This window comes from Pseudomonas sp. S9 (genome assembly GCF_000222125.1).
Classification (GTDB): Bacteria; Pseudomonadota; Gammaproteobacteria; order Pseudomonadales; family Pseudomonadaceae; genus Aquipseudomonas; species Aquipseudomonas segetis.
Map to the genome: position 1 here is coordinate 681,400 of NZ_AFFX01000001.1, position 20,822 is coordinate 702,221.

The window sequence follows — 20,822 nt, forward strand, 5'->3', positions numbered from 1 at the left end:
TTTCCTTAATTCAGAAGCAGCAGGGCAAGCACGAGAACGGCGCCCCCGGCAATGGACATGGCATACCAGCGCAGGCCACCAGTTACGGTGCGGCTCAGCGCCAGGTGAGCGATTCGTGTGCTGCGCGGAATGATGCTGATCGTGCGATCAAAAGGATCGCGAGCCAGCAGGCGCGTAATGAGCAGGTAGGGTTTGACGAACAGCCAGTCATACAGCCAGTCGAACCCCCATGCGGCAAACCACCAGGCAGACAAGAAACGCCCAGGAGCACTGCTGGCAATGGCACTGGCAACGCGGCGCTGGCCAAGGAATAACAGCGCTGCCAGCAATATCCCGGCAATGGCGATCAGGCCCGAAGCCAGCTCCAGCCGGTGCTGGGCATCGCCACCTGCGTGGCCAACACTTTCCGGCAGCACGCCAGCCAGTGGTGGTGTGATCAGCGCGCCAATAAAGGTCGAAAGCACTATAAGCACTGTCAACGGCAGCCAATGGGCAACGCCGTGCCCGGCGTGGGCTTCGATCTTGGGTTCGCCATGGAATGTGATGAAAATCAGGCGGAAGGTGTAGATCGAGGTCAGGAATGCACCGAGCAAGCCCGCATAAAGCAGGTAGCTGTGACCGCTGGCAAAGGCTTCCCAGAGGATTTCATCCTTGGAGTAGAAGCCGGCGGTGATCAGCGGCAATGCAGCCAGCGCCGAGCCACCGACGATAAAGCTGGCGTAGGCCAGTGGCAGCTTCTTCCACAGCCCGCCCATCTTGAAGATGTTCTGTTCGTGATGGCAGGCATTGATCACCGCGCCAGAAGCCAGGAACAGCAAGGCTTTGAAGAAGGCGTGGGTCATCAGGTGGAAGATGGCCGCATCCCAGGCGCCAACGCCGAGCGCAAGGAACATATAGCCAATCTGGCTCATGGTCGAGTAGGCAAGGATGCGCTTGATATCGGTTTGCACCAGGGCCGCAAAACCGGCCAGGACCAAGGTCACGCCACCGACAATACCCACCAGTTCCAGAATCTCCGGGGTCAGCAGGAACAGGCCGTGGGTCCGCGCGATCAGGTAAACCCCGGCGGTCACCATGGTTGCGGCGTGAATCAGTGCCGAGACTGGCGTCGGGCCAGCCATTGCATCCGCCAGCCAGGTTTGCAGCGGCAGTTGCGCCGACTTGCCTACGGCACCGCCGAGCAACATCAGGGTTGCAATCCACAGCCAGCTGTCGCCGGCGGCATATTTCTGCGGCGCCAGGGTCATCAGTTCCTGGATGTTCAGCGTGCCCAGATGCTGGAACAGGATAAACAGGCCAATCGCCATGAACACATCACCAATACGGGTGACGATAAAGGCTTTGAGCGCTGCATTACCGTTGGCGCGATGCTTGAAGTAGAAACCAATCAGCAGGTACGAGCACAGGCCTACGCCTTCCCAGCCGAAGTACAGGAACAGCAGGTTATCGCCCAGCACCAGAAACAGCATGCTGGTGATAAACAGGTTGGTGTAGGAGAAGAAGCGCGAATAGCCTTCTTCACCACGCATGTACCAACTGGCGAACAGGTGGATCAGAAAACCTACGCCAGTCACTACACCCAGCATGGTGATCGACAGGCCATCCAGGTACAGGGTGAAGCTTGGGTTGAAGCTTTCCACGCTCATCCACTGCCACAGCACCTGGGTGTAGACGCCGTCTGCCGGTGGATTGATATTGAACTGCAGGATGACCCAGGCAGCCGTAAGGGCGCTGAGGCCGACCGAGCCTACGCCAATCAATGCGGCGAGGTTCTCCGAGATTCGTCCGCGTGAGAACGACAGGGCAAGCCAGCCAAGCAGGGGAAACAGGCAGGTTAAAAATAATAGATTCATCCGCGCATCTCACTGGCTGCGTCGATATCGAGCGTGTTGAAGCGGCGATACAGCTGCAACAGGATGGCCAGGCCAATGCTGGCCTCGGCTGCTGCAAGAGTGATCACCAGAATGAACATCACCTGGCCATCGGGTTGGACCCAGCGGCTGCCCGCGACCACGAAGGCGAGGGCGGTGGCATTCATCATCACTTCAAGGCTCATCAGGACGAACAGGATGTTGCGTCGGACCATCAAGCCAATCAGTCCAAGGCTGAATAACAAGCCGGCCAGCGCCAGGCCATGCTCCATTGGAATTGCACTCATGGCTTCATATCCTTAGCTTCATGACGGCCCAGGTGATAGGCCGCGACCAGTGCCGCCAGCAGCAGCATGGAAGCCAGTTCGACCACCAGCAAATAGGGGCCAAACAGGCTGATGCCGACCGCTTTCGCATCGACCATCTGGGTGCCGATTACCGCGCCAGTTGGGGTACTGAACAGGGCATAGAGCACCTGGGCCAGCAGTAGCGAGGACAAGATCGAAGGGCCGACCCAAATACCGGGGCTCAGCCATTTGCGCTCTTGTTCGGCGGCAACAGGGCCCAGGTTAAGCATCATCACCACGAACACGAACAAGACCATGATCGCACCCGCGTAGACGATGATCTCCAACGCACCGGCGAACGGTGCGCCAAGGGCAAAGAAGGTCATGGCGACCGCCAATAACGAGACGATCAGGTACAACAGGGCATGCACTGGGTTGGTGCCGGTGATAACCCTGAATGTGGCGGCTACGGCAATACCCGCAGCGAAATAGAAGGCGAATTCCATATGCGTCCTTACGGGAGCAGGCTTTTCACATTGATCGGTTCGGCTTCATTCTGCGCGGCGCCCTTGGGCTTGCCGGCGATGGCCATACCGGCAACGCGATAGAAGTTGTAGTCAGGGTTCTTGCCGGGGCCGGAAATCAGCAGGTCTTCTTTTTCATAGACCAGGTCCTGGCGCTTGAACTCACCCATCTCAAAGTCGGGCGTCAACTGGATAGCGGTAGTTGGGCAGGCTTCTTCGCATAAACCACAAAAGATGCAGCGTGAGAAGTTGATCCGGAAAAAGTCCGGATACCAGCGCCCATCTTCGGTTTCGGCCTTTTGCAGCGAGATGCAGCCAACGGGGCAAGCGACTGCACAGAGGTTGCAGGCCACACAGCGCTCTTCGCCATCAGGGTCGCGGGTCAACACGATCCGGCCACGGTAGCGCGGCGGCAGGTAAACCTCTTCTTCAGGATATTGCAGGGTGTCGCGTTTGCGGAAGCCGTGGCTGAACACCATCACCATGCTGCGAAGCTGGGTGTAGGTGCCGTAAACGACGTCCTTGATATAAGTGAACATGCAAAAACTCCTTACTGGGCCGAGGCCAGCACTAATGCGCCGGTCACCAGCAGGTTGATCAGGGTCAGCGGCAGGCAGAACTTCCAGCTGAATGCCATGACTTGGTCATATCGAGGGCGCGGAATAGACGCGCGCAGCAAGATGAAAATCATGATGAAGAAGCAGGTCTTGAGCGCAAACCAGATAAAGGGAATCTGTGGCAGCAGCCCAAAAGGCCCATGCCAACCGCCAAAGAACAGGGTGACCAGCAGCGCCGAGACGGTGACTATGGCGATGTATTCACCAACGAAGAACATGCCCCATTTCATACCGGCGTATTCAATATGGTAGCCGTCGGCCAGTTCTTGCTCTGCTTCTGGCTGATCGAAAGGATGACGGTGGGTCACTGCGATCGCAGCTATGAAGAAGGTACAGAAACCGAAGAACTGCGGAATGATGAACCACAGATGCTGGGCCTGATATTCAACGATATCGCGCATGTTGAACGAGCCGACCTGCGCCACTACGCCCATCAGGGCCAAGGCCAGGAATACTTCGTACGACACGGTTTGCGCCGATGCGCGCAGCGCGCCGAGCAGGGCGAACTTGTTGTTACTCGACCAGCCCGCAAAAAGCACGGCATAGACCGACAGACCGGCCATGGCGAAGAAGAACAGCATGCCGATATTAAGGTCAGCGACCCCCCAATTCGGGCTGATCGGGATAATCGCAAAGGCCAGCAACATCGCGGCAAAGGCGATCATCGGTGCCAGGGTGAAAATGAATTTGTCGGCGAAGGGCGGCGTCCAGTCCTCCTTGAAGAACATCTTGAGCATGTCCGCAACGATCTGGAACATACCAAATGGGCCGACACGATTCGGACCATAACGGTCTTGCCACCAACCGAGCAAACGACGCTCGATAAAGCTCAGCAAGGCACCGGCAATGACTACAACCAGGAGAATGACCACGGCCTTGAGCACCGCAATCAGCATGTCCATCAGTTCAGGCGTGAGCCAACTCATTGCGCGGCCTCCTGCAGATTGCTGATGCTGGCGCCGGCAATAATGGCCGGAATACCGCTTAGGCCAACCGGCAGTCCGGCAAGACCAATCGCCAACTCGTCAGTTATCCGCACCGGCAGGCGCAGGGTTTGGCCATTGATGCTGAAGCTGACCAGGGCGCCATCATTGATGGCCAACTGATCGGCATGTTCCTTGGCCAATGCAATGTAGGCCGCAGGGATTCGCTGCTGGATAGGCTCGGCCATTGCCGAGGTTTCATCGCTGCCGAACAGGTGGTGCAGCGGCACAGCCTGCAAGGTGCCTTGCGCCGGGTTGAATGCAGCGGTTGGTGCAAACCATGGCAACGCCTGGCCATTGGCCTCGATCAAGCGAACGCCCGGGTCACCGGCGCGAATATGGCCGCCGACTTCATCCTGAAACTTGTTCCAGGCCTGTGGCGAGTTCCAGCCTGGCGACCAGGCAAATGGAACTTGCTGGCGATCTTCCTTGCTGCCTGAATAGCCTTCCATCGAGTAGGCAAAGGCGGTGTCTTTATCCTGTGGCTGGCGCGGCTCATGCACGCTGATATTGGCGCGCATCGCCGTGCGGCCGCTGTAGCGCAGTGGTTCACGGGCCAGTTTCAGGCCTTTGATGCGGAACGATGCGTTTGGCGCTGCCTCGGTGATGGCAGACAATTGCGGGCTGCTTGCCGCGCAGGCTGCCGTTACTTGGTCGAGCTGGGTCCAATCGACTGGCTGGCCCTGACGTGTGGCGAGCAGGGCGTGTAGCCAGCGCCAGCTTTCGCGAACCAGAATCTTGTCGTCGTAATAGCTTGGTTCAAAGACCTGGAAGAAACGCTGGGCGCGTCCTTCGCTGCTCACCAGGGTGCCATCGGCTTCGGCGAAGCTGGCTGCCGACAGCACGAGATGCGCCTTGGCAACCGTTGGCGTGTGCTGGTGATCGGCAACGATAATGGTTTTAGCGGCTGCAAGGGCAGCGTCCACGCTGGCGGCATCGGCGCGGCGGTACAGATCATTCTCCAGCACCACAAGTGCATCAGCCTCGCCAGTGGTCAGGGCGTTGAGCGCGGCATCGACCGTCTTGGTCGCGAAGTCGTCACCCATCAGCAATGCCAGGCCGAGGCTGTTGGCTTCGGCTACGACCATGCTGATCGAGGCGTTTATCTCACGGTTTTTCAGGGCGCTGGCAATATTGGCCGCAGCTTCGAGCAAAGCCTTGTTGCCCAAGGACGTACCCGCAACCAACAGCGGACGCTTGGCATTGAGCAAGGCATAGGCAATCTGTTGCACCAACTCGGCGGCTTCAGCCTCAAGGCCGGCTACGGCGGGTGCGGCTGGATCGATGGCATGGGCCACGGCAAAGCCAATACGGGCCAGGTCATCGGGGGCGGCGTGTACGCATTGCTCGGCGATATCGTCGAGGCGGGTGGCGGTCACGCTGGCAATAAACAGTGGGTTGCTTGCATCCTGGGCGACGTTTTGTACCGCAGCCATGTGCCAGTCCTGGATTTTCATCGAGGCGGCAATCTCAGTGGCCTTGCCCTTGACCGACTGGCGTAGGGCCAGGGCCAGGCGAGCCGCGGTTTGAGTGAGGTCTTCACCCAGTACGAATACGGCGTCGTGGCTTTCCACATCGCGCAGGTTGGCCACCGGAAGCGGGCCGTTTTGCATGATGTCGAGCACCATGGCGATGTGGGCCTGTTCGGCTGCCGCAATGCCAGAGTAGAAGTTCTCGGCACCAACCAATTCGCGTAGCGCGTAGTTGCTCTCCAGGCTGGCGCGTGGCGAGCCAATCCCCACGACCCGTTTGCCCTTGAGCAATGCGGCGCCCTGGTCCAGTGCCGAGTCGATGCCCATTTTCATCTTGCTGAGCATCATCATCGGCTGGCGCGGGCGGTCTTTGCGGTTGACATAGCCGTAGCCGAAGCGGCCGCGGTCGCGAAGGAAATACTGGTTAACCGAGCCGTTGAAGCGGTTTTCGATACGGCGGATTTCACCGTAGCGTTCGCCTGGGCTGGTGTTGCAGCCGCTGGCACAGCCATGGCAAATGCTTGGCGAGAACTGCATGTCCCACTTACGGCTGTAGCGCTCGGAGTGGGTTTTATCGGTGAAGACGCCGGTCGGGCAGACCTCGGTAAGGTTGCCGGAGAACTCGCTTTCAAGGGTGCCGTCTTCAACGCGACCGAAGTAAACGTTGTCATGGGCGCCGTATACGCCAAGGTCGGTGCCGCCTGCGTAGTCCTTGTAATAGCGAACGCAGCGATAGCAGGCGATGCAGCGGTTCATCTCGTGGGCGATGAACGGGCCGAGCTCCTGATTCTGGTGCGTGCGCTTGCTGAAACGATAGCGCCGTGCATTGTGACCGGTCATGACTGTCATGTCCTGCAGGTGACAATGACCGCCTTCCTCGCACACTGGGCAGTCATGCGGGTGGTTGGTCATCAGCCATTCAACGACGCTGGCGCGAAACTGCTTGGCTTCTTCATCGTCAATGGAGATCCAGCTGTTGTCGGTCGCAGGTGTCATGCAGGACATGACCAGGCGTCCGCGCTTGTCGTTCTCATCGCTGTATTGCTTGACCGCACACTGGCGGCACGCACCGACGCTACCAAGAGCGGGGTGCCAGCAGAAATAGGGAATGTCGAGTCCTAGGGACAGACAGGCCTGTAGCAGGTTGTCCGCACCATCGACTTCAAAATCGTTGCCGTCTACGTGGATAGTGGCCATGGTTGAGGTTTCTTCTTCCCCGCCGAAGCGGGCTTGGCTAATGGAAAACGGTTTGCTCCGTGGCCAGTTTGACCTGGCCGCCAGAGCCTGAAATCGTTACGCGGGGACGAATTGCCCCGTCGTTGCCGGAGCAGTCGAGCTGCAAACACCTGCCTCGAACTCTTCGCGGAAATACTTGATTGCGCTACCCAGCGGCTCAATCGCGCCCGGTGCATGTGCACAGAAGGTCTTGCCCGGGCCGAGGAAGTTCACAAGGCCTAGCAAGGTCTCAATGTCTTCACGGGTGCCTTGGCCGCGCTCCAGTGCGCGCAGGATTTTTACGCTCCAGGGCAAGCCATCGCGGCAAGGCGTGCACCAGCCGCATGACTCGCGGGCGAAAAATTCTTCCATGTTGCGCAGCAAGGACACCATGTTGACCGAGTCATCCACCGCCAGCGCGAGGCCGGTGCCCATCCGCGTGCCGACCTTGGCGATGCCCGCTGCATACATGGGCGCATCGAGATGTTCGGGGAGCAAAAAGCCGGTGCCAGCGCCGCCAGGTTGCCAGGCTTTCAGGGTGAAGCCATCACGCATGCCGCCAGCGTAGTCTTCGAACAGCTCACGGGCGGGCACGCCGAATGGCAGCTCCCAAAGGCCAGGGTTCCTGACCTTGCCGGAAAAGCCCATGAGTTTTGTACCCATGTCTTCGGAGCCTGGGCGGGCCAGGGTTTTGTACCAGTCAACGCCGTGGTCGATAATCGACGGTACGTTGCACAGGGTTTCAACGTTGTTGACGCAGGTTGGCTTACCCCAGACCCCGACAGCCGCAGGGAAGGGCGGCTTGGCGCGCGGGTTGGCCCGACGGCCTTCGAGCGAGTTGATCAGCGCGGTTTCTTCACCGCAGATATAACGACCGGCGCCGGTATGCACGATCAGCTCGAAATCAAAGCCGCTGCCGAGGATGTTCTTGCCCAGCAGGCCAGCGGCCTTGGCTTCGGCAATTGCACGATTGAGGTTGGTGGCGGCGTCGACGTATTCGCCACGCAAGAAGATGTAGCCGCGATAGGCCTTGAGGGCACGGGCACTGATGAGCATGCCTTCAACCAACAGGTGCGGCAGTTGCTCCATCAACATCCGGTCTTTCCAGGTGTTGGGCTCCATTTCATCGGCATTGCACAGCAGGTAGCGGATATTCAGCGATTCATCCGCTGGCATCAGCCCCCACTTCACGCCGGTTGGGAAGCCTGCACCGCCACGGCCCTTGAGGCCGGCATCCTTGACCTGCTGCACTATATCGGCCTGGGCCATCTCGCTCAGCGCCTTGCGGGCTGCGCTGTAGCCATTCTTGCCTTGGTACTCTTCAAGCCAGACCGGCTGGCCGTCATCGCGCAGGCGCCAGGTCAATGGATGGGTTTCTTCGCTGCGCTTGATCAGGTTGGCCGGGCCAATGGAGGTCAGCACCTCGGTACTGCGACTGAATTGGTTGCTCATGAGTAGGCCTCCAGCATGCTGGCAACACAGTCGGGCTGGACGTTGCCAAAGGTGTCGTCATCAACCATGACTGCAGGGGCTTTGTCACAGTTGCCCAGGCAGCACACCGGGAGCAGGGTGAAGCGACCGTCTGCGGTGGTTTGCCCTGGCTCGATGCCAAGCTGATCCTTGATACTGGCCAGGAAATTTTCATGGCCGCCGACAAAGCAGGTCATGCTGTCGCACACGCGGATGATGTGGCGACCCACTGGCTGGCGGAAGATCTGGCTGTAGAAGGTAGCCACGCCTTCTACGTCACTGGCGGGAATGCCCAGCACCTGGCCAATGGCTTCGCTGGCGCCATCAGGCACCCAGCCACGCTGCTTTTGCACGATCTTCAAGGCTTCGATGGAGGCCGCGCGTGGGTCTTCGTAGTGATGCATTTCGTGTTCGATAGCTGAGCGTTCGGCGTCGCTAAGGGCAAAACGGTCAGTCTGAATAAGGGTATTCATAATCAACGGTCCACGTCAGCCATAACGAAATCGATACTGCCCAGGTAGGCAATCAAGTCTGCAACCATGCTGCCGCGAATCACCGGAGGGATCTGCTGCAGGTGCGCGAAGCTTGGCGTACGAATGCGCGTGCGATAACTCATGGTGCCGCCATCACTGGTCAGGTAATAGCTGTTGATGCCCTTGGTTGCCTCGATCATCTGGAACGACTCGTTGGCGGGCATGACCGGGCCCCAGGAGACTTGCAGGAAGTGCGTGATCAGGGTTTCGATGTCACGCAGCGTGCGCTCTTTCGGTGGCGGCGTGGTCAGTGGATGGTCTGCCTTGTACGGGCCTTCCGGCATATTGCGCAGGCATTGATCGATGATCCGAATGCTCTGGCGCATTTCTTCCACGCGAACCATGCAGCGATCGTAGGCATCACCATTGTTGGCCAGCGGTACTTCAAAGTCGAAGTGTTCGTAGCCCGAGTAGGGCCGTGCTTTGCGCAGGTCGAAATCCAGGCCGGTCGAACGCAGGCCAGCACCGGTAACGCCCCATTCCAGGGCCTCCTTGGTGTTGTACTGGGCGACTCCAATGGTGCGACCACGCAGGATGCTGTTCTGTAGCGCGGCCTTTTCATATTCGTCGAGACGCTTTGGCAGCCAGTCGACAAACTCCTTGACCAACTTGTCCCAGCCGCGCGGCAGGTCATGGGCAACACCGCCAATGCGATACCAGGCCGGGTGCAGGCGGAAACCAGTGATGGCTTCGATGACCTTGTAGGCCCGTTGGCGGTCAGTGAAGGTGAAGAACACCGGGGTCATTGCCCCTACGTCCTGGATATAGGTACCGAGGAACAGCAGGTGGCTGGTGATGCGGAAGAACTCGGCCATCATCACCCGGATAAAATCAACCCGATCCGGGACCTTGATCCCCGCCAGTTTTTCCACCGAGAGTACATACGGCAGGTTGTTCATCACGCCGCCGAGGTAATCGATACGGTCGGTGTAGGGGATGAAGCTGTGCCAGCTCTGGCGTTCGGCCATCTTCTCGGCGCCAGGGTGGTGGTAGCCAATCTCGGGGACGCAGTCAACGATCTCCTCGCCGTCAAGCTGCAGGATAATGCGGAATGCCCCGTGTGCGGAGGGGTGGTTGGGGCCCAGGTTGAGGAACATGAAGTCTTCATGGGCGCCGCCGCGCTGCATGCCCCAGTCTTCCGGGCGAAAACGTGCAGCTTCTTCTTCGTGCTGCTGCTTGGCCAGTGTCAGGCTGAATGGGTCGAACTCAGTGGCCCGCGCGGGATAGTCTTTGCGCAGCGGGTGGCCTTCCCAGGTGGGCGGCATCATGATCCGCGTCAGGTGAGGGTGACCAGTAAAGTGGATGCCGTACAGGTCCCAGACTTCGCGCTCATACCAGTTGGCGTTCGGCCAGATGCTGGTGATGCTGGGCAGGTTTAGGTCGCCTTCAGACAGGGCCACCTTGATCATCACGTCGTTGTTACGCTCTATCGACATCAGGTGATAGAACACGGTGAAGTCGGCGTCTGGCAAGCCACGACGCTGGGTGCGCAGGCGCTCATCGACGCCGTGGAGGTCATACAGCATGACGTACGGGCGCGGCAGGTTGCGCAAAAACGTAAGGATATTGGTCAGCTGTTCACGGGCAACCCACAGCACTGGCATGCCGGTGCGAGTGGTTTGTACGGTGAAGGCCTCAGCGCCAAATTTTGCGCTCAACTCGCCAATGACACTGTGGTCATCTGGCGTATAGGGCGCGATGGACAGAACGCTATTAGCAGTCATGGTCTCAGTCACTAATCAGGGTACGGCATCGGTAAGCAGGCTTCTTGGTGAGCCTGGCTTATACGTCGTCGGGGCTGCGCAGGTTGGTCACAGCAATTCGCTCGGCGCGGCGCTGTTCTTTTTGCGAAGGCATGTCAGCGCGATAAACGCCCTGATCGCCGACGACCCAAGACAGCGGACGACGCTCCTGGCCAATTGACTCCTGAAGGAGCATCAGACCTTGAAGGAATGCTTCTGGACGAGGCGGGCAGCCGGGGATGTAGACATCCACGGGCAGGAACTTGTCCACGCCTTGAACCACCGAGTAGATATCGTACATGCCGCCTGAGTTAGCACATGAACCCATGGAAATAACCCATTTGGGCTCAAGCATCTGTTCGTACAGGCGTTGAATGACCGGTGCCATCTTGATAAAGCAGGTACCGGCGATGACCATGAAGTCGGCCTGGCGGGGAGATGCACGGATAACTTCCGCACCAAATCGCGCAACGTCGTGAGGGGCGGTAAAAGCCGTGGTCATTTCTACATAGCAGCAGGACAGCCCGAAGTTATAGGGCCAAAGGGAGTTCTTGCGACCCCAGTTGACGGCACCACTCAAGACGTCTTCGAGCTTGCCCATGTAGATGTTCTTGTGGACCTGATCGTCCAGCAAGGGATCGGCTACGGTCTCCCGCTCGCCGACCGGATACTGCTCGTTAGGCGCATCCGGATCGATCCGTGTAAGGTTGTATTGCATCGCCAAAGCCTCATTGTTTTAGCTTCGCCTGTCGATCGCGACGGCTCTGCGGTGCCCAATCGAGCGCACCGATTCGCCATAGGTAGACAAGACCTGCCAACAGAATTGCTATAAAGACTGTAGCTTCGATGAGTCCCGCCCAACCGCTTTCGCGTACGGAGACTGACCAAGCAAAAAGATAGAGGGCTTCAACGTCGAAGATCACGAAGAGCATCGCGACCAAATAAAACTTTGCCGAGAGGCGCAGGCGTGCGGTGCCGGTTGGCAGCATACCCGATTCGAAAGGTTCGTTTTTACTGCGTCCCCAGGCTTTGCTGCCGAGCAAGCTGGATAGACCGAGCATAAAGGCGATAAGGGCGAAAACGCCGAGGATGAATACAGCAAACGCCCAGTTTTGGGAAAAATTGGAGACTGGGTCTGACATGCTATTCGTACCTCGTAACCGAAGACTTTAGTTACATTTTTATTCGGGGTGAATCTTGCCACATCGGCCAATTCAATACTAGGCAAGTATGACTATTTGCGCCAAATTGTATCCAAAACAAACAGCGCAGGTTTATTTATACGCGCCATATTAAGTCGAACTCTGCACGGATTCAAATAAGCTGACCATTTGATCAGCTTTTTATGGCTCTTTTTGCCTGCCCAATAAAAAAGCCCGGCAGTTGTGCCGGGCTTTATCACGCATTAACAGCCGTGGATTGAACTGGTTCGACTTAGCTGAACTGGTTCATGGTGTTGTCTTTACCGCCAGCCTTCAGAGCTGCTTCGCCAGCGAAGTACTCTTTATGGTTGTCACCGATGTCGGAGCCAGCCATGTTCTGGTGCTTGACGCAGGCGATGCCTTGGCGCAGCTCTTCACGCTGGACGCCTTTAACGTAGGCCAGCATGCCCTGGTCTGCGAAGTAGCCTTTTGCCAGGTTGTCGGTAGACAGTGCAGCCGTGTGGTAAGTCGGCAGGGTGATCAGGTGGTGGAAGATACCGGCCTGAGCTGAACCATCACGCTGGAAGGTGCGGATCTTCTCGTCAGCAACCTGAGCCAGCTCAGTGTTGTCGTACTCGATGCTCATCAGCTTGGCGCGGTCGTATGCAGACACGTCCTTGCCTTGCTCGACGAATGCATCGAACACTTGCTGACGGAAGTTCAGTGTCCAGTTGAACGATGGGCTGTTGTTGTAAACCAGCTTGGCGTTCGGGATCACGTCGCGGATGCGGTTGACCATGGCTGCGATCTGGCCAACGTGTGGCTTCTCGGTTTCGATCCAGAGCATGTCGGCGCCGTTCTGCAGTGATGTGATGCAGTCCAGTACGCAGCGATCTTCGCCTGTGCCCTTGCGGAACTGGAACAGGTTGCTTGGCAGGCGCTTAGGACGCAGCAGTTTGCCGCCGCGGTTGATCACAACGTCGCCATTGCCCAGGTCGGCAGCCGAAACTTCTTCGCAATCCAGGAACGAGTTGTACTGGTCGCCCAGGTCGCCCGGAGTCTTGGTCACTGCGATCTGCTTGGTCAGGCCTGCACCCAGGGAGTCGGTACGGGCAACGATTACACCGTCGTCAATACCCAGCTCAAGGAAGGCGTAGCGAACAGCGTTGATCTTGGCCAGGAAGTCTTCGTGCGGAACAGTTACCTTGCCGTCTTGGTGGCCGCACTGCTTCTCATCGGAAACCTGGTTTTCGATCTGGATGCAGCACGCGCCTGCTTCGATCATGCGCTTGGCCAGCAGGTAGGTGGCTTCAGGGTTGCCGAAGCCTGCATCGATGTCGGCAATGATTGGTACTACGTGGGTTTCGTAGTTGTCGATCTTGTCCTGGATTTCAGCGGCCTTGGCCTTGTCGCCAGCTTCGCGAGCGTTATCCAGGTCGGTGAACAGCAGGTCAAGCTCACGGGCGTCGGCTTGACGCAGGAAGGTGTACAGCTCTTCGATCAGGCCGGATACTGCGGTTTTTTCGTGCATCGACTGGTCGGGCAGTGGGCCGAAGTCGGAACGCAGTGCAGCAACCATCCAGCCCGACAGGTAGAGGTAGCGCTTGTTGGTGGTTTTGAGGTGCTTTTTGATCGAAATCAGCTTCTGCTGACCGATAAAACCATGCCAGCAACCCAGCGACTGGGTGTAGACCGAGCTGTCAGCATCGTACTCGGCCATGTCTTTGCGCATGATGGCGGCAGTGTACTTGGCGATATCAAGACCGGTTTTGAAGCGGTTCTGAGCGCGCATGCGAGCAACGGACTCAGGGTTGATAGCGCTCCAGCTGTTGCCGGCGGCTTCTTTAAGGGCCGCAACGGCTTTGATGTCGTTTTGATAAGCTGACATGGTCAATCCTTCAAAGTATGTGTTTGGTTGAGCACCGCTTTCCCGCTCGGCAACTGTAGTAGACAGATGCCAGCAGCGGGGGCTCACAACAGATAAAGAGAAAGTGACTAAATACGGAGTTGGATCAGAGGTGGGGATGTCGACCAGTGATATGACGCCAGTATCTGCTCATGAGCGGGTCATTTTTCGCCGTTCGACTCGTGGATGTCTCAGGCGATGCAGTGTCTGTTACGGTCATGCCGGTTGAAAGCGCTTCCCCGTCCCTCAGGACAACTTCGTTCCAGTCGCAATCTCGTCGATCTGCCTTGTGGGCTTTTACAACACGGGTTGTTCGGGCGGTAAGCCTGAAGTCAACCCGGAAGCTCTTTCCAGAGCCCCTGATTAGCGGGAGCGAGGCCATAATGCATCGCTGCCAGGCGTTCGTCAAACGTTTTGTAGTGGTTTTTCATCACTACTACATAATTATCTGGATGACCGGCAAGTCAGTACCGGTCAGGCATTAATCGACTACATCGACCTTGACGCGCAGGGTCATATCTTCCCTGCCTTGGGTCGAGCGCCGTTGCAGGAAATCACTGTCTTGGCTCTGGTTTTGTTCGTTGACACCGCCGACGGTAATCCATTGGCCGACAGGTCCGCTGACCCGTGTGTCAGTGTTTTGCAGGTCAATCACATCGGGGCGGCTTTGGTTGACTCGATCACGATTGCTGCTAAGGGAGATATGCACCTGGTCGCCAGTCAGGCTGGCGGTAACGTAGAAGCCGCGCGTGACATTGCGGTATTCGGTGTTGCTGTACACCTGGCCGTAAGGGCCGGTGCCGGTTGAGGTCAGTGGCACGCTCTGGCCGACCTGTATAAGTGCGGGATAGCCTTCATTGGTTTGCACCTGTTGCACGCCGCCGCCACGACTATTGGTGCTGCGATTGATGATCCGCACCTGGTCGCGACCATTGATCTCGCCACGGCCGACTACCACCTCGCCATTACCCGCGCTAATAGTGCCATTGGTGCTGTAGCCGCGGTCGCTTTGTACATTTGAGTCGCTGGTGTCGACGCTGATCAACAGGCGGCGTGGCTTGGTATCGAGCTGCTCAAGCAGGCTGCGGACTTCGGCAATTTTCTCGGTTGAACTGTTGATGATTAGCTTGTTGCCGTAGGGCGTGACCTTGCCTTCACTGCCCAAGGTCGATTGAATGACCGGCAGTATTTCATCGGCCGTGCGGAAGTTCAGGTCAATCACTTGGGTCTCTGCCATTAGCGTTTGGCTAATGCAGAGCAGGGCGGCCAACAGCAGGGGGCGCGCAGTCATAACAAAAAGCTCCGCAGGTCAGGATCGGTAATGCTGGTCTCCCAGGCTTGGTTGAAGTGCGCTTGGCGCAGTCGAACCCGGCCCGCATCTTGATAGCTTGCATAACCGGAAAACTGATCAGCTTCGGGTCGCAACAGCAAGCCACGGTCGTCAGCCAGAAGGTAGCCGATATCTTCGATTGGATAATCAGGGTTTAGTTTACGAATCAATAAGTTACTTGATAAACGTCGAGACAGGCTAATAAGCCGGTTACCGTCTCTGATGGCAAAGCTCAGGTCTTTGACCAGGATCCGCAGGCGATTTCTGGGGTTGGCCAGCAGGAAGTCGGTGCAGGCTTGCTGCACGCTGCTGTGATGATAAAGCCATGGTTCGAGATCCTGGCTATAAATGCACAGGCTGCGTCTGGCTTGCTGCAGCAGGGCAAGTGCATGGGCGCGAGCCTGATCCTGGTTGCCGAAACGCTCAAGCTGATCATGTTCACCGAGCCGGAAGGGTGCAGGCTCGGGGTTTTGGCTGGCGGCAACTAGAGGCTCTGGATTGTGCACGGAAAAAAGCCCCGGCGATTCAAACTCGATAACAGGAAGCTCATCGGCTTGCTGTTCGTCGAGGGCGTCGCTCGGGGCTGATTCATTGACCATCTTGACCTCGAAAACCTGTTTGGACAGCGGCTGGAAGACTAACCGCTGTGCTGGTCGGTCTCTTAGTCGCTGTTGCGCACCATATCGACATGAGGAATACCGGCTTCAAGGTATTCCTCGCTGATAATATTAAAGCCTAGCCTTTCATAAAACGCGCTGGCATGCACCTGGGCGCTGAGCATTTGGCGGCGCAGTCCACGTTTTTCGGCCTCGGCGATTGCTGCTTCCATCAGTGCATCGCCGACTTTCAGGCCGCGCCAATCCTTGAGTACCGAGACTCGGCCAATATGGCCGTCGTCCAGCAGGCGAGCGGTGCCAACTGGATAATCACCTTCGCAGGCCAGAAAGTGCGAGGCCTGGGCGTCTTCGGAGTCCCACTCAAGTTCCGGCGCAACGGACTGTTCGGCAATAAACACGGCTTCACGAATACGCCGGATATCGGCATTGTCCTTGCTCCAGTCGGCCAGCCGGACGCTGATTTTATTCATCTGCAAACTCCAGGCTGCCTTGCTTGATCAGTTCTAGAACCAGAAGGCGACCTTCATCATCCGCCAGCCATTGGCCCAGGTTTTCGATGTGCAGGGCATCGGCGGAGCAGATCAACTTGAGCATTTCGCGCAGGTTGGCCGGTAGCATGCGGCTGTGACCACTGGCAAAGAGCACCAGGCCGTCGCCCACTTCGGACCAGGCCATGCGCGCGCTTGGATTGCGTACGATAATGGCGCCAGCTTCTATATGGTCAAGGAACTGCTCTTCGTCGATTTCGATTCCATTGACCAGCTCCGGATAGCGTGGCTCGGTCATGAATTGTCCAAACCAGGTCATCAGCAGGCGCTCATCGCCCATGTGCTGGTTGAGTAGCGCCTTGAGGCGGTCTAGCGAGTCGTGCTGAATCTGATGGGGGTCGCTGGTGGGTTGCGCATCAGCGTCGCTGTAGCGTTCTTCCTCTGGCAGGAACTGGCTTAAAAAGTCAGTGAAATGGGTGAGTACTTCGGCGGCGCTAGGCGCGCGGAAGCCTACGGAATACGTCATACAATCATCCTCAGCGGTACCACAGTGAGCCAGGAGCGGCGGCAGGTACAGCATGTCGCCAGGCTCGAGAACCCATTCTTCAGTGTGTGCAAATTCAGCAAGGATCTTTAGATCCGAGTGTTCGAGTAACGGGCTGCTGGAATCGCACATCTGGCCAACCTGCCAGCGGCGCTTGCCATAACCCTGGAGCAAGAAAACGTCGTAGTTGTCAAAGTGCGGGCCGACACCGCCGCCGGGTGCAGCAAAGCTGACCATGACGTCGTCGATGCGCCATTTTGGCAAGAACTTGAAGCCTTCCATCAGTTCAGCGACTTCCGGGACGAACTGGTCAACGGCCTGGACCAGCAGGGTCCAGTCCTTTTCCGGCAATTGACTGAAGCCATCTTCCGCAAATGGGCCACGGCGCAGTTCCCAGGGGCGCTCGCCATGCTCGATGACCAGGCGCGACTCGACTTCTTCTTCGAGGGCCAGGCCAGCAAGTTCGTCTGGCGAGATCGGGCTTTCAAAGTCCGGGATTGCCTGGCGCACCAGCAAGGGTTTCTTTTGCCAGTAGTCGCGCAGGAATTCGCGAGGAGTCAAGCCGCCCAGCAATTGCAGTGGATTATCAGGATTCATCGCTAAGCCTTTGAAATTAATGTTTAGCCTTAAATAAAAACGCCCGGCACTGCCGGGCGTTTAAACGGCTGGGTTGCTTAGATGCGCTTGGCCTGGGCGACCGCGTTGCCAATGTAGCTGGCCGGGGTGAGCTGCTTGAGCTCGGCCTTGGCTTCGGTTGGCATGTCCAGGCCGTCGATGAAGTCCATCAGGGCTTCAGGGGTGATGCCCTTGCCACGCGTCAGCTCCTTGAGCTTTTCGTATGGGTTTTCGATGGCGTAGCGGCGCATCACGGTCTGGATTGGCTCAGCCAATACTTCCCAGCATGCGTCCAGATCGGCAGCAATGCGCTGGGTGTTGAGCTCCAGCTTGCTGATGCCCTTGAGGCTGGCTTCATAGGCAATAACGCTGTGAGCAAAGCCAACACCGAGGTTGCGCAGTACGGTGGAGTCAGTCAGGTCGCGCTGCCAGCGCGAGATTGGCAGCTTGCTAGCCAAGTGCTGGAGCAGGGCGTTAGCGATGCCAAGGTTGCCTTCCGAGTTTTCAAAGTCGATCGGGTTGACCTTGTGCGGCATGGTCGAGGAGCCGATTTCGCCTGCGATGGTCTTCTGCTTGAAGTAACCAAGCGAGATGTAGCCCCAGATGTCGCGGTCGAAGTCGATCAGAATGGTGTTGAAGCGGGCGGTCGCGTCAAACAGTTCTGCGATGTAGTCATGCGGCTCGATCTGCGTGGTGTAGGGGTTCCACTGCAGGCCCAGGTCGCCTTCGATAAACTCACGGGCGTTGGCTTCCCAGTCAATATCGGCGTAGGCCGACAGGTGAGCATTGTAGTTGCCCACGGCGCCATTGATCTTGCCCAGCAGCGGTACTGCTGCAACCTGGGTGATCTGGCGCTCGAGGCGGTAAACCACATTGGCCAGTTCTTTACCCAGGGTTGTTGGCGATGCCGGTTGGCCGTGAGTGCGCGAGAGCATCGGCACGTCAGCAAAGCGGATCGCCAGCTCGCGGATGGCACCGGCAATCTGGCGCATCAGCGGCAGCAATACAGTGTCGCGACCTTCACGCAGCATTAATGCATGCGAAAGGTTGTTGATGTCTTCCGAGGTGCAGGCGAAGTGGATGAACTCACTGACCTTGTCCAGCTCGGGCAGCTTTGCAGCTTGCTCTTTGAGCAGGTACTCGACGGCTTTGACGTCGTGGTTGGTGGTGCGTTCGATCTCTTTGACCCGTTGGGCGTGCTCTTCGGCAAAGTTTTCTGCCAGTTCGTTGAGCACAGCCTGGGCCTGGGCTGAAAATGGCGCCACTTCAGGCACGCCTGGATGGGCGGCGAGGCGCTGGAGCCAGCGTACTTCAACCATTACACGGAAGCGGATCAGGCCATATTCGCTGAAAATAGGGCGCAGAGCGCTGGTTTTGCCGGCATAGCGGCCATCAACGGGGGAAACCGCGGTGAGCGAGGAAAGCTGCATAAGAAGGCGTTCTCGGACAGTCGGGCATTGAAAAGGGCGCATATCATACATGAAAACAAGCGAGTTTCCGCATTCGGTGATGGCCGTTCAGCGGTAGCTGTCTTCGTAATCCATGCACATGGTTGCAGGCAATTGCTGCGAAATTACTGAATCGTATTTAAATCAACAGGCTGCGGCGGATATCTCACCCGCGCAACATGGCATATAACTCGGTGAGCAATTTTTTCCGACCAAAAACCAATTGCCAGCGGTGACCGCCCAGCTGACGCCAAAGCCGTGCTGAGCGAATACCGGTCAGCAGCAGGGCGCGGATTTTGGCCGCATTGTCACTTTGCTGCAGGTGACGCATATCGCCTTGCACCTGGATGCGCTGACGGAAGGTGCTGATGGTGTCTTGATAGAGCGACCCGCAATTGGCTATGACGTTCTGGTGGGTGATGCCAAAGTGCTCGACTTTTTGCTGGATCTGGTCGAGGCGGCTGCCCATGATCTGCAGCAGGTCGTCGCGCTTGGCAAACTGGCGCTCGAGGTTAAGCAGGGCCAGTGCATAGCGCAGTGGCTCGCGCTGCAGGCTGGCAGGGTCGCGCTCCAGAGAGCTGATCAATGCACGATAGCCGTCGCGCAGGTTGAGATCATCACCGCCGTAGACTTCAAGGGTCGAGTCCGGGTTGCGCACCAGCAGGCTGCCGATCAGGCAGGCTGGGGCCGCTTTGCTGTCCGGGTTGCGCACCAGCAGGCTGCCGATCAGGCAGGCTGTGACCGCTTCGCTGCACTGGCCTGTACGGGCGAGTTTGTCGACCTGCACGGCTGCTTCAAATACAGCGCCAAGGGCGACAAGTTGCTCTTGAGTCTGGTTCATCGACGCATATCCTTGCTGCTCCAGGGTTCTGCGACTTCGATGACGCCACCACCGAGGCAGATTTCACCGTCATAAAACACCACGGATTGGCCTGGGGTGACAGCGCGTTGCGGCATGGCGAAGGTTGCCCGGTAGCCGCTGGCGGTTTTTTCCAGTGTGCAGTGCTGGTCGCCCTGGCGATAGCGAACCTTGGCGGTCAGCTCAAGGGGTTGGCTCAGGTCGACCGGGTTGACCCAGTAAATGTCAGAGGCGAGCAGGGCGCTGGAAAATAACCATGGATGATCATTGCCCTGGCCAACCATCAGCACATTGCGCTCCAGGTCTTTTTGCAGCACATACCAAGGCTCGTCGCTGGCGTCCTTCAGGCCGCCAATGCCCAGGCCTTGGCGCTGGCCAATGGTGTGGTACATAAGGCCGTGGTGACGGCCGATGACTTCGCCTTCGGTGGTTTCGATATCTCCCGGCTGCGCGGGTAGGTACTGCTTGAGGAAGTCGCTGAAGCGCCGCTCGCCGATAAAGCAGATGCCGGTCGAGTCTTTCTTCTTGGCCGTGGCAAGCTGGTATTTTTCGGCAATTTCACGAACCTGTGGTTTTTCAAGTTCGCCCACCGGGAACAGGGTCTTGGCGATTTGCTCGCCACCGACAGCGTGCAGGAAGTAGCTCTGATCCTTGTTCGGGTCAAGGCCCTTGAGCAGCTCTGTACGGCCATCAATGTCGCGGCGGCGCACGTAGTGGCCCGTGGCAATAAGGTCGGCGCCGAGCATCAGGGCGTAATCGAGAAAGGCTTTGAACTTGATCTCGCGATTACACAGGATATCCGGGTTGGGGGTGCGACCGGCTTTGTATTCAGCCAGAAAGTGCTCGAATACATTGTCCCAGTATTCGGCGGCAAAGTTGGCAGTGTGCAGCTTGATGCCTATCTTGTCGCAAACAGCTTGGGCGTCGGCCAGGTCATCCATGGCCGTGCAATATTCAGTGCCATCGTCTTCGTCCCAGTTCTTCATGAACAAGCCTTCGACCTGGTAACCCTGTTCAAGCAGGAGCAGGGCGGACACAGACGAGTCGACGCCGCCGGACATGCCGACGATTACGCGGGTTGTGGCTGGGTCGTGAAGCGGTGTCGTTTGCATGGCGGTATCTGGCATGAAGCTCAAAAGGACGCGATTCTAGCAGGATG

Annotated in this window: 19 protein-coding genes; all 19 read right to left on the reverse strand. The window is 57.8% G+C overall.

The genetic code is table 11. The annotated features are described in order from the left end of the window. Nucleotides 1–5: 5 nt before the first annotated feature. Nucleotides 6–1,853, reverse strand: coding sequence for an NADH-quinone oxidoreductase subunit L (gene nuoL, locus PSES9_RS0103135; protein WP_010483895.1), 1,848 nt, complete (start codon nucleotides 1,851–1,853; stop codon nucleotides 6–8). Then, nucleotides 1,850–2,158 carry an NADH-quinone oxidoreductase subunit NuoK gene (gene nuoK / locus PSES9_RS0103140; RefSeq protein WP_010483897.1) on the reverse strand — a complete coding sequence of 103 codons (309 nt, stop codon included), beginning with the start codon at nucleotides 2,156–2,158 and terminating at the stop codon, nucleotides 1,850–1,852. The genes nuoL and nuoK overlap by 4 nt, the downstream gene beginning before the upstream one ends. After that, the gene (gene nuoJ, locus PSES9_RS0103145; RefSeq protein ID WP_010483899.1) at nucleotides 2,155–2,664 is read right to left on the reverse strand and encodes an NADH-quinone oxidoreductase subunit J; all 510 of its coding nucleotides are present in this window, start codon (nucleotides 2,662–2,664) and stop codon (nucleotides 2,155–2,157) included. Before nuoJ ends, nuoK begins: the two co-directional genes overlap by 4 nt. A gap of 8 nt (nucleotides 2,665–2,672) precedes the next feature. Beyond that, nucleotides 2,673–3,221, reverse strand: a complete 549-nt coding sequence (nuoI, locus tag PSES9_RS0103150; protein WP_010483902.1) for an NADH-quinone oxidoreductase subunit NuoI — start codon at nucleotides 3,219–3,221, stop codon at nucleotides 2,673–2,675. Nucleotides 3,222–3,232: 11 nt separating this feature from the next. Next, the gene (nuoH, locus tag PSES9_RS0103155) at nucleotides 3,233–4,225 is read right to left on the reverse strand and encodes an NADH-quinone oxidoreductase subunit NuoH (RefSeq protein ID WP_010483904.1); all 993 of its coding nucleotides are present in this window, start codon (nucleotides 4,223–4,225) and stop codon (nucleotides 3,233–3,235) included. After that, on the reverse strand, nucleotides 4,222–6,951 hold the full coding sequence (gene nuoG / locus PSES9_RS0103160) for an NADH-quinone oxidoreductase subunit NuoG (protein WP_010483906.1): 2,730 nt from the start codon (nucleotides 6,949–6,951) through the stop codon (nucleotides 4,222–4,224). The genes nuoH and nuoG overlap by 4 nt, the downstream gene beginning before the upstream one ends. A 96-nt stretch (nucleotides 6,952–7,047) precedes the next feature. Continuing rightward, nucleotides 7,048–8,421, reverse strand: a complete 1,374-nt coding sequence (nuoF, locus tag PSES9_RS0103165) for an NADH-quinone oxidoreductase subunit NuoF (protein WP_010483908.1) — start codon at nucleotides 8,419–8,421, stop codon at nucleotides 7,048–7,050. Beyond that, nucleotides 8,418–8,912 (reverse strand): NADH-quinone oxidoreductase subunit NuoE, encoded by a 495-nt coding sequence (nuoE, locus tag PSES9_RS0103170; protein WP_010483910.1) that lies wholly within the window; start codon nucleotides 8,910–8,912, stop codon nucleotides 8,418–8,420. Before nuoE ends, nuoF begins: the two co-directional genes overlap by 4 nt. Nucleotides 8,913–8,914: 2 nt before the next feature. Further along, nucleotides 8,915–10,696 carry an NADH-quinone oxidoreductase subunit C/D gene (gene nuoC, locus PSES9_RS0103175; RefSeq protein ID WP_010483911.1) on the reverse strand — a complete coding sequence of 594 codons (1,782 nt, stop codon included), beginning with the start codon at nucleotides 10,694–10,696 and terminating at the stop codon, nucleotides 8,915–8,917. A gap of 58 nt (nucleotides 10,697–10,754) precedes the next feature. Then, entirely contained in the window at nucleotides 10,755–11,432 is a 678-nt protein-coding gene (locus PSES9_RS0103180) for a NuoB/complex I 20 kDa subunit family protein (protein WP_010483912.1), read from the reverse strand. A 10-nt stretch (nucleotides 11,433–11,442) separates the two neighbouring features. Next, complete coding sequence (locus tag PSES9_RS0103185) at nucleotides 11,443–11,856, reverse strand: NADH-quinone oxidoreductase subunit A (protein WP_010483914.1); 414 nt, start codon at nucleotides 11,854–11,856, stop codon at nucleotides 11,443–11,445. A gap of 292 nt (nucleotides 11,857–12,148) precedes the next feature. Beyond that, a complete protein-coding gene (locus PSES9_RS0103190; protein WP_010483916.1) occupies nucleotides 12,149–13,744 on the reverse strand; it encodes an isocitrate lyase in 1,596 nt (531 codons plus the stop codon). A 499-nt stretch (nucleotides 13,745–14,243) separates the two neighbouring features. Continuing rightward, the gene (locus tag PSES9_RS0103195) at nucleotides 14,244–15,053 is read right to left on the reverse strand and encodes a secretin N-terminal domain-containing protein (protein ID WP_010483917.1); all 810 of its coding nucleotides are present in this window, start codon (nucleotides 15,051–15,053) and stop codon (nucleotides 14,244–14,246) included. Continuing rightward, complete coding sequence (locus PSES9_RS0103200) at nucleotides 15,050–15,691, reverse strand: DUF7931 domain-containing protein (protein ID WP_010483919.1); 642 nt, start codon at nucleotides 15,689–15,691, stop codon at nucleotides 15,050–15,052. The genes PSES9_RS0103195 and PSES9_RS0103200 overlap by 4 nt, the downstream gene beginning before the upstream one ends. Nucleotides 15,692–15,753: 62 nt before the next feature. Further along, entirely contained in the window at nucleotides 15,754–16,179 is a 426-nt protein-coding gene (locus PSES9_RS0103205) for a GNAT family N-acetyltransferase (protein WP_010483921.1), read from the reverse strand. Then, complete coding sequence (locus PSES9_RS0103210; protein ID WP_010483923.1) at nucleotides 16,172–17,338, reverse strand: ribosomal protein uL16 3-hydroxylase; 1,167 nt, start codon at nucleotides 17,336–17,338, stop codon at nucleotides 16,172–16,174. The genes PSES9_RS0103205 and PSES9_RS0103210 overlap by 8 nt, the downstream gene beginning before the upstream one ends. 77 nt (nucleotides 17,339–17,415) lie before the next feature. Beyond that, nucleotides 17,416–18,786: an adenylosuccinate lyase gene (gene purB, locus PSES9_RS0103215; RefSeq protein WP_010483925.1), complete on the reverse strand. Its 1,371-nt coding sequence runs from the start codon at nucleotides 18,784–18,786 to the stop codon at nucleotides 17,416–17,418. Nucleotides 18,787–18,970: 184 nt separating this feature from the next. After that, the gene (gene hflD / locus PSES9_RS0103220) at nucleotides 18,971–19,645 is read right to left on the reverse strand and encodes a high frequency lysogenization protein HflD (RefSeq protein ID WP_010483927.1); all 675 of its coding nucleotides are present in this window, start codon (nucleotides 19,643–19,645) and stop codon (nucleotides 18,971–18,973) included. Then, nucleotides 19,642–20,775, reverse strand: a complete 1,134-nt coding sequence (gene mnmA / locus PSES9_RS0103225) for a tRNA 2-thiouridine(34) synthase MnmA (protein ID WP_010483929.1) — start codon at nucleotides 20,773–20,775, stop codon at nucleotides 19,642–19,644. The genes hflD and mnmA overlap by 4 nt, the downstream gene beginning before the upstream one ends. Nucleotides 20,776–20,822 lie beyond the last annotated feature (47 nt).

What these genes read in the sequence shown, in the direction of transcription:
- PSES9_RS0103195 (WP_010483917.1), bottom strand. Translation starts at nt 15,053, where the DNA reads ATGACTGCGCGCCCCCTGCTGTTGGCCGCCCTGCTCTGCATTAGCCAA.
- PSES9_RS0103210 (WP_010483923.1), bottom strand. Translation starts at nt 17,338, where the DNA reads ATGAATCCTGATAATCCACTGCAATTGCTGGGCGGCTTGACTCCTCGC.
- PSES9_RS0103205 (WP_010483921.1), bottom strand. Translation starts at nt 16,179, where the DNA reads ATGAATAAAATCAGCGTCCGGCTGGCCGACTGGAGCAAGGACAATGCC.
- mnmA (WP_010483929.1), bottom strand. Translation starts at nt 20,775, where the DNA reads ATGCAAACGACACCGCTTCACGACCCAGCCACAACCCGCGTAATCGTC.
- nuoK (WP_010483897.1), bottom strand. Translation starts at nt 2,158, where the DNA reads ATGAGTGCAATTCCAATGGAGCATGGCCTGGCGCTGGCCGGCTTGTTA.
- nuoF (WP_010483908.1), bottom strand. Translation starts at nt 8,421, where the DNA reads ATGAGCAACCAATTCAGTCGCAGTACCGAGGTGCTGACCTCCATTGGC.
- hflD (WP_010483927.1), bottom strand. Translation starts at nt 19,645, where the DNA reads ATGAACCAGACTCAAGAGCAACTTGTCGCCCTTGGCGCTGTATTTGAA.
- nuoE (WP_010483910.1), bottom strand. Translation starts at nt 8,912, where the DNA reads ATGAATACCCTTATTCAGACTGACCGTTTTGCCCTTAGCGACGCCGAA.
- nuoL (WP_010483895.1), bottom strand. Translation starts at nt 1,853, where the DNA reads ATGAATCTATTATTTTTAACCTGCCTGTTTCCCCTGCTTGGCTGGCTT.
- PSES9_RS0103180 (WP_010483912.1), bottom strand. Translation starts at nt 11,432, where the DNA reads ATGCAATACAACCTTACACGGATCGATCCGGATGCGCCTAACGAGCAG.
- purB (WP_010483925.1), bottom strand. Translation starts at nt 18,786, where the DNA reads ATGCAGCTTTCCTCGCTCACCGCGGTTTCCCCCGTTGATGGCCGCTAT.
- PSES9_RS0103185 (WP_010483914.1), bottom strand. Translation starts at nt 11,856, where the DNA reads ATGTCAGACCCAGTCTCCAATTTTTCCCAAAACTGGGCGTTTGCTGTA.
- nuoI (WP_010483902.1), bottom strand. Translation starts at nt 3,221, where the DNA reads ATGTTCACTTATATCAAGGACGTCGTTTACGGCACCTACACCCAGCTT.
- nuoG (WP_010483906.1), bottom strand. Translation starts at nt 6,951, where the DNA reads ATGGCCACTATCCACGTAGACGGCAACGATTTTGAAGTCGATGGTGCG.
- nuoH (WP_010483904.1), bottom strand. Translation starts at nt 4,225, where the DNA reads ATGAGTTGGCTCACGCCTGAACTGATGGACATGCTGATTGCGGTGCTC.
- nuoC (WP_010483911.1), bottom strand. Translation starts at nt 10,696, where the DNA reads ATGACTGCTAATAGCGTTCTGTCCATCGCGCCCTATACGCCAGATGAC.
- PSES9_RS0103190 (WP_010483916.1), bottom strand. Translation starts at nt 13,744, where the DNA reads ATGTCAGCTTATCAAAACGACATCAAAGCCGTTGCGGCCCTTAAAGAA.
- PSES9_RS0103200 (WP_010483919.1), bottom strand. Translation starts at nt 15,691, where the DNA reads ATGGTCAATGAATCAGCCCCGAGCGACGCCCTCGACGAACAGCAAGCC.
- nuoJ (WP_010483899.1), bottom strand. Translation starts at nt 2,664, where the DNA reads ATGGAATTCGCCTTCTATTTCGCTGCGGGTATTGCCGTAGCCGCCACA.